We start from the raw sequence: 16,935 nt of genomic DNA, 5'->3' as shown, positions 1-16,935 counted from the left end.
CCCGGCCCGGATTCCCCTCCGGTCCGGGCCGGGCGTCATCGGTCACCGCAGCAACCTGCTCGGGGTGGTGGTGCGGATGTGGACGATCGCGTCGAACAGGTCGGTGAGCGAGTCGACCGACATCGTGTGGTCGGAGCCGTCGCCCGGCGTGGTGTACGACGGGTGGATCATGCGCAGCCGTGCCGGTCCGGCCAGCCACTCCCGCACCGGTCGCGGCGCGGAGGCACGCAGGTCCAGCAGGTAGTCGGCATGCACGGACGCACCGAGGACGGCCTCCAGCAGCTGCTTGGGCGGCGCGTCGACGCGATACGGCGCCGGTGGTGCCCAACCGGAGGTGATGGACCCCTCGTGGAACGCGGTGCCGATGGAGACGTACCGCCGTCCGAAGTACTGCCGCAGGTGGTGACCCGCCCAGGAACCGTTCGACGTGTCGCCGGGCATCCGGAACGTCACCTCCTTCGCGGCTCCGGTGTGGACGTTGGCGGCCCAGTAGGCGATCCGGCCGCCGTGCAGCCGCTTCCACCACCGCACCGCATCGGCGATGAACCGCTCCCGGTTGGGGCGCAACGCCTCGCCGCTGACGTAGTACTCGTACCAGCCGAGGATCGCGCGGGCGTGCTGTCGGGCGAACTCGCCGTCCATGTAGTCGGAGGTGTCGGGCAGCGCTTCCAGCAGCTTCACCAGCTCGCGGGCGTGCTCGATGAGCCGCTGCTTCTCGTCGGCGTCGAGCCCGTCGTACCACTGGAAGTGCTCGTAGTACTCGCCGCGCAGTCGCAGCGGCTTGAGCTCGGCCTGGACCTCGTCGAGCCGTTCGGGTGCGACCTGCTCGACGTACGCGATCACCTTGTCGAAGCTCAGCTGGTGCAGGGTGAGCAGGTCGGCGCCGAGGAAACGCACCTTGTCCCGGTGTTCCTCGTTGTAGGAACGCATCCAGGTGATGAGTTCGAGGATCTCCTCGGTCGCCCACAGCGGCGAGGACATGCCCGACACCAGTTCGCGCGGGTCACCCTCCCCGGTGACGACATAGTGGTCGATCAGCGTTCCCCACGCGAAGTCCTGCTCGAACGCGAGGGTGCGAAAACCCATGCGCTCCACCAGGAACCGCGTCATCCGGTGCTTGACACGGAACAGCTCGCGGCTGCCGTGGCTGGCCTCGCCCAGCCCCGCGACGGTCGCGCCGTCGACGACGTGCCGCAACGCCCGCAGGTCGTCCAGGTCGGCGCCGGGATCGGTGGTCCGCAGGGGTCTGGCCTTGCGGTCGATCCATTCGGCGACCTCTTCGGACGACGAGGTGGTGGCCCACGCCGGGGCGGCGATCGCCGCTGCGGCACCGGTGGCGGCGAGAACCGTGAGTCCCAGGACGCCGCGACGCGAGACCTTGATCAGTGACATGACTAATTCCCTTCTGGAGGAAGAATTGCCTTCTGTCACCGATCTTGTCGCCGAAGCGCCGGGCCGTCGTCAGCCTGACACCGGCACTGCCGCTACCCCGCTGGGAGTAGGAAGCGGGGCCGGGCATACGCCCGGCCCCGCTTTTCGTGGTTTCGTCAGCCCGCCTGGGCGTCCTTGGCGCGGGCCCGCAGGGCGCGGGCGATGTCGTCGCGTCCCTCCAGGACACCGCGACGCATCGCGGCCTCCTCGGCACCGTCGCCGCCGTTGGCCAGCCACGCGTCCGTCGCGTCCAGTGTGTCCTGTTCGACGACGAGACGCGGGAACGCGAACGAGATGTACTCGATCGCTTCCTGCGTGGACAGTCGCTGCCACATCGGCGCCACCGAGTCCAGGAACTTCGACACGTACGGCCGGATCAGGTCGAGCTGATCCGGGTGCGCGAAGCCCAGCATGAGCGAGCGCCTGGCGTAGTTCGCCAGTCCCGCGTCCTCGGTGATGCGCCGCCAGGTCTCGGCCTTGGCCTCGACCGTGGGCAGCGAAGCGTGCGCGATCAGCGATAGCCGTTCACCGTCGGCGGTGTTGTCGCGCTTGAGCTCTTCGTTGATGTCCTCGGCGCTCGCGGCGCCGAGCCCGGCCAGGCAGGTCAGCAGGTGCCAGCGCAGGTCGGTGTCCACCGCCAGCCCGGACGGGACACCCTGTCCGGCCAGCCAGCCCTTGAGCCGCGCGATTCCCTCGTCGCCACGGGTGAAACCGGCGTACGCCTTGGCCCAGGAGCGCTGCATGTCGCCACCGGGTTCGGCGTCCTCGACGGCCCGCATCGCGGTGGCCGCCAGGTCGGCGCGCAGACTCGGCGTCACCGCCGGGTCGGCGTACACCAGCGCGGCGCCCAGCTGACGCTGGATCATGCTGACCACGTTGATGTCGCGCTCGTGCGGCAGACCCACGACGCCCAGCCGCACGAAGTCGCGGGCGGCCATCTCGCCGTCGCGCAGCATGTCCCAGGCCGCGGCCCAGGTCAGCGCCCGCGGCAGCGAGTCGGTGAAGCCCGCGATGTGTTCCACGACGGTGGCCATGGAGCGTTCGTCCAGCCGGGTCTTGCAGTAGGTGAGGTCGTCGTCGTTGACCAGCAGCACGTCCGGCTGCTTCTCGCCGACGAGCTCGGCCACCTCGGTGCGCTCGCCGCTGACGTCCAGTTCGATCCGGCGGCGGCGCCGCAGCACACCGTCGTCCAGGTCGTACAGGCCGACGCCGATGCGGTGGGTGCGCAGTGTCGGGTGCTCGGCGACGACCTCCTGGCGGATCGCGACCGAGGTGTAGGTGCCGTCCGGGCCCACCTGCAACTCGGGCGACAGTGTGGACACTCCGGCGCTGGCCAGCCAGGTGTCGGCGAACTCGCGCAGCTCGCGGCCCGAGGACGCCTCCAGGCAGCCCAGCAGGTCGGAGAACGCCGCGTTGCCCCACTGGTGCTTCTCGAAGTACTGCCGCAGGCCCTGCTTGAACGGCTCGATGCCCACATAGGCCACCAGCTGCTTGAGAATGCTGGCGCCCTTGGCGTAGGTGATGCCGTCGAAGTTCGTCGCCACGGCCTCCACATCGGGCATCGGTGTGTAGACCGGGTGGGTGGTGGGCAGCTGGTCCTGGCGGTAACCCCAGTTCTTGCGGACGGTGAGGAACGTCGTCCAGGCACCGGAGTACTTCGTGGCCTCCACATTGGCCCAGTGGGAGGCCCACTCGGCGAAGGACTCGTTGAGCCACAGGTCGTCCCACCAGCGCATCGTGACCAGGTCGCCGAACCACATGTGCGCCATCTCGTGCAGGATGACGTTGGCGCGCTGCTCCAGTTCGTACTCGGTCACCTGGGACCGGAACAGGAACGACGCCTCGGCGATGGTGATGCAGCCGAAGTTCTCCATCGCGCCCATGTTGTACTCCGGCGCGAAGACCTGGTCGTACTTCGGCAGCGGGTACCGCACGCCGAAGGCCGAGTGGAAGTGGTCGAAACCCTGCTTGGTGATCTCGAAGACGCCCTCGGCGTCCAGGTATTCCTTCATGGACTCCCGGCAGTACAGGCCGAGTCCGATGCCGTCGTGGCTGTCGGTCACCTCGTGGTACGGCCCGGCGCACAGCGCGGTGACGTAGGTGCTCATCGGCGGCGACTGCTCGAAGTGGACCGTCTTGGTCTCACCCGAGGTCGTCTCGGAGTCCACGGGCATGTTGGAGATGGCCCGCCAGTGCTCGGGCAGCGTCACCCGGAAGGTGAAGCGCGCCTTGAGGTCGGGCTGGTCGAAACACGCGAACATCTGCTGCGCGTCCGAGACCTCGAACTGCGAGTACAGGTAGGTCTGCTTGTCGACGGGGTCGGTCATCCGGTGCAGACCCTGACCGCTGGAGGAGTAACGGCAGCGCGCGGTGACCACGAGCTCGTTGTCGGCGGCCAGGGATGGCAGCTTGAGGCCATTCTCCGCCGAGTACTCCGACAGGTCGACGTCGGTTCCGTTGAGCTGCGCCGCCGTCACGGCCTCGGCGGCGATCTCGATGAACGTGGACGCTCCGGGCTCGGTGCACGAGAACCGCACCGTCGAGGTGGACACGAACGTGGTGTCCGAGCCGGTCAGGTCCACAGCGACGTCATAGGAGTCGACGCGCAGCAGACGTGCGCGCTGGCTCGCGTCGGTTTGAGTGAGTATGTGGGTCTCCGCCACGCTGCAGCTCCCTTCAATTAGTTGAACGATCTTCACAAGAGTCTTCCACGCGCGCCATGGCCAACGGCGCTGGTAGGGCCGAAAGACGTGTCGCTAGTCTCTTACCGTGACCGCAGCGCATCCAATAGAAAACGCCTGGCTGTCGACGGGTGGCACCGGCGCCCAAAACTACGACGAATACGCCGACGAATCCAGGATCACTGAAATAGTCGCGGCGAAGCCGACATCGATGCTGGCAGTGGAGATGCCCGACCGCACTCCCGAGGCGGTGGCGGCGGGGATGAGCTTCACCGACTGCCTGCCCGCGGCCGCCGAACGGCTGGAGGCCCTGCAGCAGACGGGCCGGTTCGCGCGCGCCGGGCAGGTCGTGGTGGCCTACCGCATCAGCGGCGAGGACCGATGCGCCTACGGCCTGTTTTGCATGGTCGACACCGACGAGATCTCCACCTCGGCCGAGGAACCCGGCCGGGTGATCCGCAACGAGGACGTCTTCATCGAGAAGGTCCGGCAGCGCGCGGCGCTCAACGCCCAGCTGCGGCACCTGCTGTCGCCGGTGCTGCTGGTGCAGCACGGCAAGTCCGAGGAACTCCAGGCCGCGCTGGCCGACGCCTGCGTCGGCGAACCCGCCGTGACCGATGTGGACGAGGCCGGGCGGCGGCACGAGATCTGGCCGGTGGCCCCGGGTCCGAAACAGGACCTGCTGTGCGAGCTGGCCGGGGGAGGCGACCTCATCGTCGCCGACGGCAACCACCGCTCGCTGGCCGCGCAGGTCGGCGAACTGCCGCGCTTCCTCGCCGTGGTGACCACCCCGGAGTCGGTCACGATCCAGCCGTACCACCGGCTGCTGGTGTCGGCCCCGCTGACCGGCGAGGCGCTGCTGGACGCGCTGCGCGAGCGCGGCGCCGAGGTCACCGCCGTGCCGGGCCCGCTGTCGACCCCCGACGGGGTCGTGCACCTGTACCTGAACGAAACGGTCTACGCCGTCCGGCTGCCCGCCGTCGAAGGCTCCATTGTCGAGCGACTCGACCACGCGCGGGTGGAGTCGGTGCTGTTCAACGACATCCTCGGCATGGACGCGGGCGACAAGCGAATCACCTATGTGGGCGGTGACTACCCGCCGTCGTGGCTGGCCGAGCAGGTCGACTCCGGCTCGGCGGTCGCCGCGATCCTGATCGCCGCGGTCACCGTCGAGGACTTCATCTCGGTGAACCTGGCCCGGCTGAAACTGCCCCGCAAGTCGACCTGGTTCACGCCCAAGGCCCGAGCCGGGCTGGTGCTGGCCGACCTGCGATGATGTCGCCCATGCGGGTATACATCGGCAGCGACCACGCCGGATTCGAGCTCAAAACCGCCCTGGTGAAGCACCTGACCGGTGTCGGGCACGAGGTCGTCGACGTCGGCCCCCACGCCTTCGACGCCGAGGACGACTATCCGCCGTTCTGCCTGAACACCGCGGCGCGCGTCGTCGCCGACCCGGGCAGCCTCGGCATCGTCCTTGGCGGTTCGGGCAACGGCGAACAGATCGCCGCCAACAAGGTCGCCGGTGCCCGCGCCGCGCTGGCCTGGAAACCGGAGATCGCGAAGCTGGCGCGCGAACACAACGACGCCAACCTCGTGTCCATCGGGGCCCGGATGCACTCCACCGACGAAGCGATCGCCATTGTGGACGAGTTCCTGTCGGTGCGGTTCTCGGGCGCCGAGCGCCACGCGCGCCGCATCTCACAGCTGGACGACTACGAGCGGACCCGCCAACTGCCGCCACTGGTGTGACAGACGGGAATTGACTCCCCAATCCGTGCCCATTCGCTCGACGACCGGACGGGCCTGGATGAACGCGCGATCAGCGTGAACGTCACAATTCCCGTCTTTTGGCGGAGGCGCGACCCTTGGGGCCGAGGGCTAGTCTTGAACGTTCAGGCGTCACGCTCGAGAGGGAGGGAACTATGGCCGGGTTGGACCTAGTCTGTGGTCCGGCTGAGCCGCTGGTGGAGTCGGGGCACAGTTACAAGCTGATGGAACGGCTCGGCTCCGGGGGACAAGCGGAGGTTTACAAGGCGGTCAGGCAGTCCGGCGGCGTCTCGTCGGCACCCGTCACCCTCAAGGTCTTCCGCCCCAGCGGCGACCGCCCCATCGACGCCCAATACCGGTCCTGGGACAAGGGCGACGCGGTCCTGATGGACCTGGGCAGCCGCAACGTGCCCGGCATCTGCCGCCGCATCGACGCCTTCTACGGCGCGCCCCCGCGCCAGACCGGCGCCCCGCTGGCCGACCACCAGGTCCCCTACCAGGTACTCGAATACCTGCCCGGCCAGGACCTGCGCGAACTGCTGGTCAACCGCAACCGCGGCCCCATCGACGCCGTCGGCGTGCTGCGCACCATCGCGGGCGTCCTCAACGCGATGCACCGTCCGGGCTCCCCGGACATCCACCCCAGCCTTCACATGGACATCAAGCCCGCCAACGTGATCGTCCTGCCCTCGGGCGAGGCCCGGGTCATCGACTTCACCGGCTCCCGCTACTCGGCGCCGTCCCACATGACCACCATCTCCTACACCCCCGAATCGGCCGGGCCCGAAGCCCGCGAGGGCCGGGTCGGCCCCTCCTACGACGTCCACGGCTTCGGCGCCGTCGCCTTCTACCTGGTCACCGGCGTCCAACCCCGCAGCGACTCCCCGCAGGCACCCACCGCCGACGCCAACGGCTGGGCCAACCTGCGCCGCCACCCGGTCGTCGAGTCAGACCCCCGGCTGCGCGAACACCTGCTGGCCCCCCTGTCCGACCAACCCCGCGACCGCCCCCCGACATCGGACCTGTTCCGCTGGATCGACTACCTGGCCGAACTCATGCGCGCCTCCCGCGCCCCCGGTCTGGGCGTCGACTGGGGCGGCGTGGCCGCCGACTCCACCGTCCGGGTCCCCACCCAAGCGCACGCGGCCCCGGCCTCGGCACCCATCCCCGCCGTGGCCCCCACCGCGCCCATCCCCACAACTCGCCGCCTGGGCGTCGACCGGGACCGCGACCGCACCAAGGTCGCCAGCGCCCCGGTCTCACCCCCAGCGCCAACCTCCCCGGCAGCCCCACCCCCGCCCTCGGGCAGGTTCGGCCGGGGCACTGCCACCCCCACCCACCGTCCCCACGACGAACCCGACACCCAAATCTCGGGACCCACCCACCACGACGAAGACCAACCCCCGCCACCCCCACCCCGCCCATGGTTCGGCCGCGAAGGCAAACTGGGCGCCCTCTCCTCGGGCGGCGAACTCTCCATGGTCGGTCTGTTGTTCTTCTTCGTCTGCTGGGGAATCTGGGCCCTGTCCAACCTGCGCGAGAACTTCCTGGGCCACATCCTCGTACTCCTATTGTGGATCGTCCTGGGAATCGCGGTCTTCGCGGCGGCCCGAGCGATCGGCACCCTCCTGCTGGTCCGCTGGCTGGGCCGCACCCGAGAATCCGCCCGCCTATCCCACCTCGCCAGCGGCGCGTTCCTCGTCTATGCGGGCATCTACCTACTGGGCCAAGTCACCTGGATCACCAGCACCCTGGAGTGGATTTCGAACCTCTTCTAAACCCCGATAACCCGGTGGCGAGCCGTCCCCTCGGCTCGCTATCCTTATCCAGGCCGTCTCACCACGGCACTGCGGATGTAGCTCAATGGTAGAGCCTCAGTCTTCCAAACTGATTACGCGGGTTCGATTCCCGTCATCCGCTCCAACTCGATGTCAGACACACAATCGGGACGTGGCGCAGCTTGGTAGCGCACTCGCTTTGGGAGCGAGGGGTCGCAGGTTCAAATCCTGTCGTCCCGACTCATTGTCGCAGGTGGGGGCCGATATGATCGGCCCCCACCTCGTCTACAGTGGGCGTTTTGACCGTCATTTGACCGTCGGATTCAGCCGGTTTGACCGTGACGCCCCGCGCGAAGTTGGTACCAAACATCACCCGTTTGAGTGAACGCGCTGTCGGTAGCCGTCGAGTTGCTTGCTCATTGAAGCGAGCGGTTCATGCCCAACTGCCGCATGCCGCGTGTTCAGCACTCCCTCACTGTCGCCGATCAGCGTTACAGTGACGGTATGGACAATGACGGCTTGACGCGTCTTGTCGTGTCGCTAATGGTGTCTGGCGGGGTATCCGCCGTTGATGCTTTGCGACCTGCCGATGCTCACGCGGCGGTGTTGCGCGCGGTCGAGGTGCCAGGGGGCCATATGCTGCCTCACGTGTTTGGCGCAACTGTGCAAACCATTCCCGATCCGGGTGTCGGATTGCGCGTGCTCGGGCTAACCAAGGCACTTTGGGAAGCCGTCGGTCGGGGTTGGCTCGAACCGTGCAGCGGGAATGGACACGCAATGCTGGTGCTGTCAGAGGCTGCTGCCGTTGATCCCGCACTTGGTCTAAGTCAACTTGCCCCGGCCCAAAGCGATGCTGTCCGTCATGCTGGTGCAGCGTGGGCAGCGTCCTCGACGTCTCTGAAGAATACGGACAGCGCTTTAGCGTCTTCCCGATCTACATAACGTTCTAGTTTGGAGACCTTCCGCCAAGTGCCAGCCGGTCTCCGCCAAGCAGCAGTGAGTTTGATCTGCTCAACGTGTCCTTTGCGCTTCACCGTGGAGGATTGAACTCGGTAGATTCTGCGCTTTTCAGGAACCTTGTCAGGTGGCCAACTTCCAATCCATTCACCGACTAGCCCCGTGCCCAACGTTCGTCGCCAATCCACGTATCGCAATCCATTGAGCTTTTGGAGAGCAGCTCGTGCCGTCGCTGGTCGCTTTGACGGGTCGACTCGGATTAGAGATCTGATGAAGCTTTTCACATTGGGTGGGACGTACGGCGGAAGTACAAAATATCGGTCAGGCAAAGCAGGTTTCCCTGAGGCCAAGCGAGCATCGACCTTGGACCGCGCGATGTCCTCGTATGGAAATCTGCCGGCGAGCATTTCGATCGTAACCATGCCAATTGCGTAAAGGTCAGACTTAGCGGTGACCTGGTTTCGAGCATGGACTTCCGGTGCGAGGTATAGCGGCGTACCGCCGTAGTTTGGAGCTGTGCCACCGTGTGGATCGATCTTGCCAGCCGAGCCAAGGTCAGCGAGAACAGCGTTTTCGCGTGACTCATCGAGAAGGATATTGGCAGGCTTAATATCTCGGTGAACATACGCTCGGTCTCCGTGCAAATATGCCAAGGCATCCAGCATTTGGCCACAGATTCTCATTGCACCAGCCAGGCCGAAGACGTGGAGGTCCATGAGTGCGTCGTACACACTCTTACCTGGGTAGTAATCACAGATAAAGGTCACGGCTTCCATCCCCTTAAACTGCGGAGATGGCTCCCATTGGGCATCCCATACCTTGATCAGATACTTGTGCTGAGCTTCCTTCAGTAGATGTGGCTCACGTGCTACCCCGTCGGGTATACCGAGAAGCGAGATTGTTTTCTGCACGACATTGCAATCGAAAATATCGTGTCGAGCGAGTCGACATATGCCAACGTTACCCTCGCCGATAGTATGAAGCACCTCATAGGTGGGTCGTTGAAGGTAATCCCCGACGATAGGCATGTTCTTCAACCTCCGACAATTTCTGCACGTGCCGCCAGCGCGGCAAGATCACGCTTGTTCAGCCAGTGTGGTCCGACCGGGATATCGACGACAAGGCCCACATGGCTAGCTAGCTTTCCCTTGCGGGGAAGACTCAGTCGGGATCGCAGTGTCGCACGGGCGAGTCGGACACAGCGTATTCCCTGCTCTACCGCGCATGATGCCAGCAAAGCTTCTGCGGTGAATCGGGTCCGCAATGCTGTGACCGTGGGGCCCTTGCCGACTTGTTCCATGTCCAAGATGACCACCCGGTCAGGCGACGAAGCGGTCAACGCGTGACGGCAATCAGATTGGAACGACGTCATGGCATATCCGGCTTCGGTACCCTCATGCAGCTCAACCCAAGCTGGGTCAGGTTCCAACACCCTGTCCACATTCATCAGAGAAAGCCACAAGCGGGTACCAGCCGCGTTCACCCCTAGAACCTTCAACCGTGACACTCGCTTCCTACCTACGCCGAATCTATATACGGACTTTTTGAATCCGTTCCCAGTGGTCCGGGCGTCAGCCGTTCTGTGCGCGCTGCTACTTCAAATATGTGAGCTCACCCCATGAAGGTTGGATACTGAATATGGGACCGACGATCCGTTAGCACAAGCATGACCCAGTAACCTGATCTCTTAGGGCGCGTTGACGACTGGGCTGAGTCAGCCTACATCGTGAACTCCCACCTGTCGTACCACGTGTCTACTCTGAGCGTATGCCAGACCTTCCACGCCGTCACCATACGGTTCCACGGTTCTACCTGGAACGCTTTGCTGATAAGGGTCGTATTACCACTGTCGAGCTTCCGGGTGTCCGGCGTTTTGACCAGAGCGTCGCGAAGGCCGCCATGCACAAGGATTTCTACACTCTCAATACCGTAGATGTGAATCAGTCGGCGTTTTTCGAGAAGGTACTCGGAGACATGGAGGATCGTGCAGCCCGCATCATCCGTTTGGTGATTGAAGATGACGCATGGCCACTGGATCCGAAGTCGCGTGCTGTACTCGCAGAATTTGCTGCTGCCCAATATTTCCGGGGCCCAAACCAGAGACGGCACACCGAGCAGTTCGCTGCTACCTTCTTGAAAGCCGAAATCAGCCTGCAAGGCAGAGAAGGTGTAGTCGCATACTTCAAGGATCGGCACGGGCGCGAGATCACTGAGAAAGAAGCTGATCGTCTCTGGGCTCAGGCAACCACTTCCAATGGCCCGCCGATCCGCGTTTCGGCTCGCACGCACATGGAACAACTGGCGCGACTTCTACCGCAGATGATCCGCTACTTCATCGGCAGGCCGTGGCTTCTATTGCGATACAGTGGACAGAGTCTATGCACATCCGACACCCCAGTCAGCATCATTCCGCGCAATGACCATCCACCTGAGATGGGGGTGGGGCTTATGAATGCTTGGGGGCTGGCCTTGCCACTCTCACGTGAGGTCGGGTTGCTTATGGGAAACCCCGGCCCACTCATGCGAGCCCTTTCATACGAAGCAGTTGCCGCAGGCGTGGCTGATCGACTGGAGCGTCCCAGCCAACTGCCCCCTTCCTTCTTCAACACCGTGACAATCGCCAACGCACGACGCTGGATCTTCTGTCATCCCAGAGACAAATCCATGATCCCTAGTGACCTTCCCGAGCCATGCGACCAAGAAATTCTGATGCCCGTTGACGACTTCGTCGAACTTGGCCAACGGATCCGCAGCTCTACCAAGCGGAATCCAGACAAGTTACTGATTACAAGGTGCTTGACCTCAGTGCCTCAACCAAAATGACCATTTGTATTGAAACCGGATACATCAGTCACGTTAATGTCGAACTGAAAGATCTATTGTGGATTTCATCTTGTAATACTGCTGGTCGAGGAATTTGGCGAAGGTGTCGTCGGTGATGCGGATCCAGGCGTCGGGTGGGTCGATGGTCCACCAGTCGCCGTTGAAGTAGACGAACTCGGTGATGACGGGGGACAGGGGAGTGACTTGGCCTTGTTGATAGGCAGTGGTCATCGTGTGGTTGGTCATTGTCAACGGGGTTGTGGCCGCGGTAGGTGGGGTGGTCATCGCGGGCCTCCCTGGCTGCCGTTAATGCGCAGAGCGGGATCGGGTGGCTCTTGAATGGGTGGGGGTTTGACGGACGGGTTGAAGGTCGCCAGCGGTTCTGGTCGTCTGGATGGGTTCGGCGTGGTGGTGTTGGTGTGCTGTTTTAGTTGATTGTGGACTTGGTTGCTGAGCAGTGTTCGGGCGGCGGTGATGGCGGTGTTGGCTTGGACGGGTGTGTGGGCCAGCCGGTGGAGCAGGACGGTATCGGGTTCACGGTGAGGGCTGGGCTCTGGCTGAACCCCGGTGGCGAGGTGTTGGATGACGCGGTTGCGGGCCAGTTCCCAGTCGAGGATGGCTTCGTCGATGTGGTCACCGCATGAGGCCAGGGATATCGCGGTTTCGAAGATCTCGCGCCGGTGGGGGTCGGTGATGGCTTCGGAGGGCAGCATCGCGGCCAGGGTGTTGCCTTGTTCCGGGTATTGGATGAGCCCGGCGAGGACCTGTTCTTCGAGTTGTTGTGCTTCAGAGGCAGGGTCGTCCTGGGGCTGCCGGTGCGTCAAGGTGCCGGGTTTGTCCATGGTGGTGTACGCCTGTGCTTGGCGGGTGATGACCTCGGCGATGCGTTTGAGGTGCGCGTCGCTGTCGCCTTGAGTCACGGAGTGGGTGAGGTTGTCGGCGTGGTGGGTGAGTTGTCGGTGGAAGGAGTTGGTGGCGACGATCCGGGCGTACGCGGTGACGTGTTCGGGTCGTGGGCAGTCTTCGCGCAACTCGCCGAGCCGCGCGGCGTCGAGTCCTGGGGTGTTGGCGCGATCAGCGGTGGCGCGCACCAAGTCTTCGCCATGGAGGGTCGGGTGTTCGCTGCGCAGGTAGGTCAGCGCCCGGTACACCTCGGCGAGGCCGGGGTGGGAGAAATCGTGCCAGTCGAGGCTTGGGAGGTTCTCGGTGGTGGTGTCGTTCAGCAGTGCGCCGACGAGCGCGGCTTCGGCGCGGTTGGTCAACGTGGACATGACAAGTTCCTTCGGTGGTTACGGTGTTCGAGTCGATTTGGTGGGTGTGCCGACTACTGCCGCCTCGGTGGTGCGAACGTGCGCGGCGTGATTATCGAGCCAGGCGGTCATCGTCGAGTCGGGAACGGAGACCCAGTTAGGGCCGTCGGGTGCCCACCAGGATCCGCGGTACCAGGCGAACTGCCCGGCGGTGTTGTTGACCGGTTTGGCGGTGCCGCGCAGGAACGCTGCGGTCATGATGGTTTCGGCCACGGTCGCACCCCCGTCGATGTCGTTGGCCGGGTCGGCTCCGGCTGGCATGGTGGCGACGCCGATGAGGGGATCGGCGGCATGCCATTCGCGGACGGTCTCGGGGTGGTCGGTCAGAGTTGCGGCCGGCTTGTGCCCGGAGCGGCATTTGCTGGCGTAGAACTGTTCGGCGCGGGTGATCACGTTGTGAAGCTCGGTGTGCCAATACCGGGCCGGTTGACCGAGCCCATTCGGGGCACTGCCCGAATCAGTGTCCTGGGTGGAGTAGATATCGCGTCGCCATAGCCGCAGGGCCCACAGTTCTTCGATCAGGCCGGGGTGGCCGGGCCAGCAGGCCGGGAGCCGGTTGGCGACCGACAGTTCGTAGCGGTCGTGTAGCCAGGCGACCCAATCCACCAGTTCGCTCCAGGCTTGGGCTCGCTGCAAAGGAGCCATGGCATGCCACTCGGTGAGGCGCTGGGGCAACGCATGCTCGGCTTCTGGATGCGTGTTCGTTCCGCGGTGACGCAGTCGTCGGGGAATCACCCGGGTCACGGCGCGGGCCGGTTTCAGTCTTGCGGTCGGAGTCAGCGCGGGCATTGTCATGACTGGCCTCCGTTCGGGAGCTTCCAGGGAGCCGTTGTTTCTGGCATCGGTTCTGGTGCAGTCGTAGTGGCTTGCTGCATCGCTTCCACTGATGCGGCATACGCTTTGGCGTGCTTGGTTTCGTAGTGACGTGCCAGCCGGGCTTTGACGGCCGGGGTGGTCGCGTGGACGACCAGCGCTTCGCGCTCGGACTCCGACAGGGTGCGGATCTCGGCAGGGCTGAGGATCTTGCGGTCGACCAGAGTGGTGGACAGGTGTGTGCCGTGGTGGCTGTATTGGGGCGTGGTCAGCTTCTCCCGGTATTCGCCGACCAGTGTGGAGAATCGTTGCAGCTCGTCTTCGGGTAGACCGCCGAGCGCGATCTTGACGGTGGCCGCGGCCCACAGCTTGTCGGCACCTTCGCGACCCCAACGTTCCCGAGCCCCGGCCAGCGATTGCAGGACCGCGGCGATGAAGATGCCGGAACCGGCGGCGTAACTCATCAGCGACGGCAGATTCGGCAAGGGCGAGACGTTGTTGACCTCGTCCAGGATCATCCCCAAAGGTGGGTCAATACGGCCGGTGGGGTGTGCGTCGCCGATGCGCTTGGCGGTGCGGGTGACCTCGTCGACGAACGCCGAGACCAGCGGGGCCAAGTGGCCGGCTTCGTCGTCGGCAACGTGGACATACAGGGTGCCTGATTGGCGCAGGAACTCCTCGATGTTGAACCCGGCGCCCGGCGGGGGGCAGAAGGTTCGTCGGGCGTGGGTCGCCAGCAGCGGCGCGACTCCGGTCTGGACGGTTGACCACATGTTGGAGCGGGTGTCGGAGGGCGAACGGTAGATGTCGTCCAACAGGTCGGCGATGCCGTCGGCGGCGTTGGTTCCGGCGTCGGCCAGGATCCTCACCGGTGTGTCGTCGCGTTCGTTGAGGGACCAGCGAAGGACGTCGCTCATCGTGGCGTCGCTGATGGCCGCGGCGTGCAGCCAGCCGGCCATCAAGTTGGTCGCGGTCAGCCCGAAGAAGCCCGCATTGGTCGAGTCAGAGGATTCGGACTTGCCGATGGAGATCATGACGTCAGCGCGCTGCCTGGCCTTGTCGAATCCCTGGCAGCCGTCCAACGGCGACCACGCCAAGAGATCGGGCCACGAGGTGCCGGTCAAGTCGAGAACGGCCACCGGCCCGGTGCGCTGCCGCAATTGGTAGGTGTTGTCGGCGACGTCGCGGCGCACCGACGTCGCCAGTGCCGGGCCCGGCCAGTCCGCCAGCCAGGGAATGATCAGCTGCGACGTCTTGCCGACCCGCGGGGCGGCCAGGACGAGTACGGAGGAATCGATCGGCGCGGCCAGCTTCTGGCCGGTCCCGACTGCGGTTCCCAGATCCACCGACACGTCCCTGACCGAGGGCTTGTGGCCCAGTTCGGGGCGAAGCCGGGCGGCGCGGGCTCGGGCCGCCGACGGCGTCAGGGACTTGGCGAGGTCGGTTCGGGACGCGAACCCGCGACGCCGTCGCCGACCGGCCATCCACCGCACGACGACAGCGCCGAGGACGGCGTACCCGATACCGGCCAGGACGAAGGCGGCGTACATGCCGACCGGCCCCGGCAACTGCCCTCGCGCTGTAATTGGCCAGGCCAATCTCGGATCCTCCAGATGCCGGGGCAGCTGCAAGGCGGTGGTGAAGGCGTCGCCGATGCCGACGTGCAGCCACGACCACGACGTGGTGATCGCTGCCAGTTGGCCCGCGCTCCACACCCATGCGGTCGTGATCGCGATCGCGGCCAAGAGGAGGGCCATGGCGTATTCGGCCGGTGTCGACAACAGCGGCCGGGTGACGGTGGTGTGATCGGACATCGAGGCCCCTAGACGGTCATGCGTTCGTTGGTCCAGAACAGTTCCAACTCGACAGGAGACAGAACTGTGTGGACGATGCTGGAGCTGGTACGGCCGACTTTCCACAGGGCGCGTCCGCGTTGTTCGGCGCCCCAGCTGGCGATGTGGGCCGCTTCGGTGTCGGTCAGTCCGATGACTTCGCGCGTGATGTTCAGGGGCGCGGTGTCTTGGGCCAGGCACACTCGCACGTCACACGAGCCGATCAAAGATTTGGCGATGGCGACCTCAGCGGATCCGGCCGATCCGACGGCTTCGAAGTCGGATAGCCGATGGCTGCACAACATCTGGATCGTGCCTTGGGAGCGCGACAGCCGTAGGTCGGCGTCGAGTTTCTTCACCATGGCGGGGATGCGCATCGCCCGCCACAGTTCGTCGCGCACGACCATTCGCACCGGTCCGTTCGGGTCGTCGATGGCGGCTTGTCCCCAGGAGGAGACGCACGCCAGGATCATGGCCACGGTGTCGTCGCCGCGGCCGTCGAGCCGGGAGATGTCGACGGTTTGGATCGGTGCGGTGAAGTCGGGGGCCACGGTGGTGGGGCCGTCGAACAATCCCGAGAGGCTGCCGGTGATCATGTTGCCGATGGCGTCGGCCACGGGTCGCACTCGTTCGCGAAGGTCGGTGGCACCGGCGGTGCGTAGCTCGGTGGCCATGTCGTCGACCGGGTCGCGCAACAGCCGCCAGACGTCGGGGATGGTGGGGTCGGTCAGATAGGTCGTGCCTGTCGCGATGCCGGCGGCGTGGCGGATGGCTTGCGAGACTGCGGCTTCCTCGGTGGGTGTCAGTGGGCGGTGCAGCCGCATCTCCACAAGCGACGACAGCAAGGTGATGCGGCGCCGGTGGATCTCGGCCAGTCGCTCATCCAGTTGCGGGCCCGCGGGCGGCAGGTTTCGACCCAACGGGCCGGAGTCGAGAGGGTTGACGCGACCGGGAAGTCCCGGGCCCAGCTCCACCGGTTCCACGCCCAAGGTTCGGGCCAGTGCGGCGTATTCGTTCTTCAGGTCGCCGAGAACGAACGTCTTGACGCCGTAGGCCATCAATCGCAAGGCGAGGGCTTTGACGGTGGCGGATTTGCCGGCGCCGGGAACACCGGTCACCAGAATGTTCGGGTTCGTGACAAGGCCGTGGTGCAGCCATTCGATCGGATGGCAGCTGAACGCCGCTCCCGACAGGCAGTCGATTCCCATGTAGACGCCAACCGGAGGCAGTGAGTGGCCATAAAGGAATGGGTAGAGGCCCGAGAGCTGGCCGGTCGAGCCCCGGACCACAGGCACAGCCGGAGGCAGCGGTGCTCGACCGCAGAACGGGCGGGCGTAGCCGCGACGCGGTGGAACAGGCATCGACGGGGCCTTGGGGCGGTCCCGGTCGTTCTGTTGCGGCACCAGTTCTTTCGTGGAAGCCGCAGCGGTGCTCAGTCCCAGGAGATCGGCGAGATCGGCTTGTGGCAGCGGCGCGGCCTTTTCGGGCCGTCCGGGTTTGGTGGGTTTCTTGCCGGGTGTGGGTTTGATCAGTGTCATGG

At 65.1% G+C, this 16,935-nt stretch carries 12 protein-coding genes and 2 tRNA genes; 6 read left to right on the top strand and 8 right to left on the bottom strand.

Annotated features, from left to right (window positions below; genetic code table 11):
* Positions 1-42: 42 nt before the first annotated feature.
* Positions 43-1,392: an erythromycin esterase family protein gene (locus SNAS_RS26915; protein ID WP_013020649.1), complete on the bottom strand. Its 1,350-nt coding sequence runs from the start codon at positions 1,390-1,392 to the stop codon at positions 43-45.
* Between the two features lie 155 nt (positions 1,393-1,547).
* Positions 1,548-4,094: an aminopeptidase N gene (gene pepN / locus SNAS_RS26910; RefSeq protein ID WP_013020648.1), complete on the bottom strand. Its 2,547-nt coding sequence runs from the start codon at positions 4,092-4,094 to the stop codon at positions 1,548-1,550.
* A gap of 106 nt (positions 4,095-4,200) precedes the next feature.
* On the opposite strand from pepN, the gene SNAS_RS26905 reads away from it, so the two are divergent.
* The 5 genes from SNAS_RS26905 to SNAS_RS26885 all read left to right on the top strand — a co-directional run bounded on the left by SNAS_RS26905 (position 4,201) and on the right by SNAS_RS26885 (position 7,900).
* Positions 4,201-5,388 carry a DUF1015 family protein gene (locus tag SNAS_RS26905; protein ID WP_013020647.1) on the top strand — a complete coding sequence of 396 codons (1,188 nt, stop codon included), beginning with the start codon at positions 4,201-4,203 and terminating at the stop codon, positions 5,386-5,388.
* Between the two features lie 8 nt (positions 5,389-5,396).
* Entirely contained in the window at positions 5,397-5,864 is a 468-nt protein-coding gene (locus SNAS_RS26900) for a ribose-5-phosphate isomerase (RefSeq protein ID WP_041625205.1), read from the top strand.
* Positions 5,865-6,037: 173 nt separating this feature from the next.
* Positions 6,038-7,660: a serine/threonine protein kinase gene (locus SNAS_RS33400; RefSeq protein ID WP_013020645.1), complete on the top strand. Its 1,623-nt coding sequence runs from the start codon at positions 6,038-6,040 to the stop codon at positions 7,658-7,660.
* A gap of 71 nt (positions 7,661-7,731) precedes the next feature.
* Positions 7,732-7,805, top strand: a tRNA-Gly gene (locus SNAS_RS26890).
* 21 nt (positions 7,806-7,826) lie between these two features.
* A tRNA-Pro gene (locus tag SNAS_RS26885) sits at positions 7,827-7,900 on the top strand.
* A gap of 620 nt (positions 7,901-8,520) precedes the next feature.
* On the opposite strand, the gene SNAS_RS34500 is transcribed toward SNAS_RS26885, so the two are convergent.
* Complete coding sequence (locus SNAS_RS34500; RefSeq protein ID WP_013020644.1) at positions 8,521-9,645, bottom strand: serine/threonine-protein kinase; 1,125 nt, start codon at positions 9,643-9,645, stop codon at positions 8,521-8,523.
* 739 nt (positions 9,646-10,384) lie between these two features.
* On the opposite strand from SNAS_RS34500, the gene SNAS_RS34495 reads away from it, so the two are divergent.
* Entirely contained in the window at positions 10,385-11,440 is a 1,056-nt protein-coding gene (locus tag SNAS_RS34495) for a DUF4238 domain-containing protein (RefSeq protein ID WP_083787238.1), read from the top strand.
* 33 nt (positions 11,441-11,473) lie between these two features.
* On the opposite strand, the gene SNAS_RS26875 is transcribed toward SNAS_RS34495, so the two are convergent.
* The 5 genes from SNAS_RS26875 to SNAS_RS26855 all read right to left on the bottom strand — a co-directional run bounded on the left by SNAS_RS26875 (position 11,474) and on the right by SNAS_RS26855 (position 16,933).
* Positions 11,474-11,725, bottom strand: coding sequence for a hypothetical protein (locus SNAS_RS26875; protein WP_013020642.1), 252 nt, complete (start codon positions 11,723-11,725; stop codon positions 11,474-11,476).
* Positions 11,722-12,711, bottom strand: a complete 990-nt coding sequence (locus tag SNAS_RS26870; RefSeq protein ID WP_013020641.1) for a DnaB-like helicase N-terminal domain-containing protein — start codon at positions 12,709-12,711, stop codon at positions 11,722-11,724. Before SNAS_RS26870 ends, SNAS_RS26875 begins: the two co-directional genes overlap by 4 nt.
* Before the next feature lie 18 nt (positions 12,712-12,729).
* Complete coding sequence (locus SNAS_RS26865) at positions 12,730-13,395, bottom strand: hypothetical protein (protein ID WP_144300651.1); 666 nt, start codon at positions 13,393-13,395, stop codon at positions 12,730-12,732.
* A gap of 146 nt (positions 13,396-13,541) precedes the next feature.
* Complete coding sequence (locus SNAS_RS26860; RefSeq protein ID WP_013020639.1) at positions 13,542-15,377, bottom strand: type IV secretory system conjugative DNA transfer family protein; 1,836 nt, start codon at positions 15,375-15,377, stop codon at positions 13,542-13,544.
* Positions 15,378-15,385: 8 nt separating this feature from the next.
* The gene (locus SNAS_RS26855) at positions 15,386-16,933 is read right to left on the bottom strand and encodes a VirB4 family type IV secretion system protein (RefSeq protein ID WP_013020638.1); all 1,548 of its coding nucleotides are present in this window, start codon (positions 16,931-16,933) and stop codon (positions 15,386-15,388) included.
* Positions 16,934-16,935: the final 2 nt, after the last annotated feature.

It is taken from the genome of Stackebrandtia nassauensis DSM 44728 (assembly GCF_000024545.1).
GTDB lineage: Bacteria > Actinomycetota > Actinomycetes > Mycobacteriales > Micromonosporaceae > Stackebrandtia > Stackebrandtia nassauensis.
The sequence above is the reverse complement of the archived record's forward strand: the minus strand, read 5'-3'. Positions and strand labels throughout refer to the sequence as shown.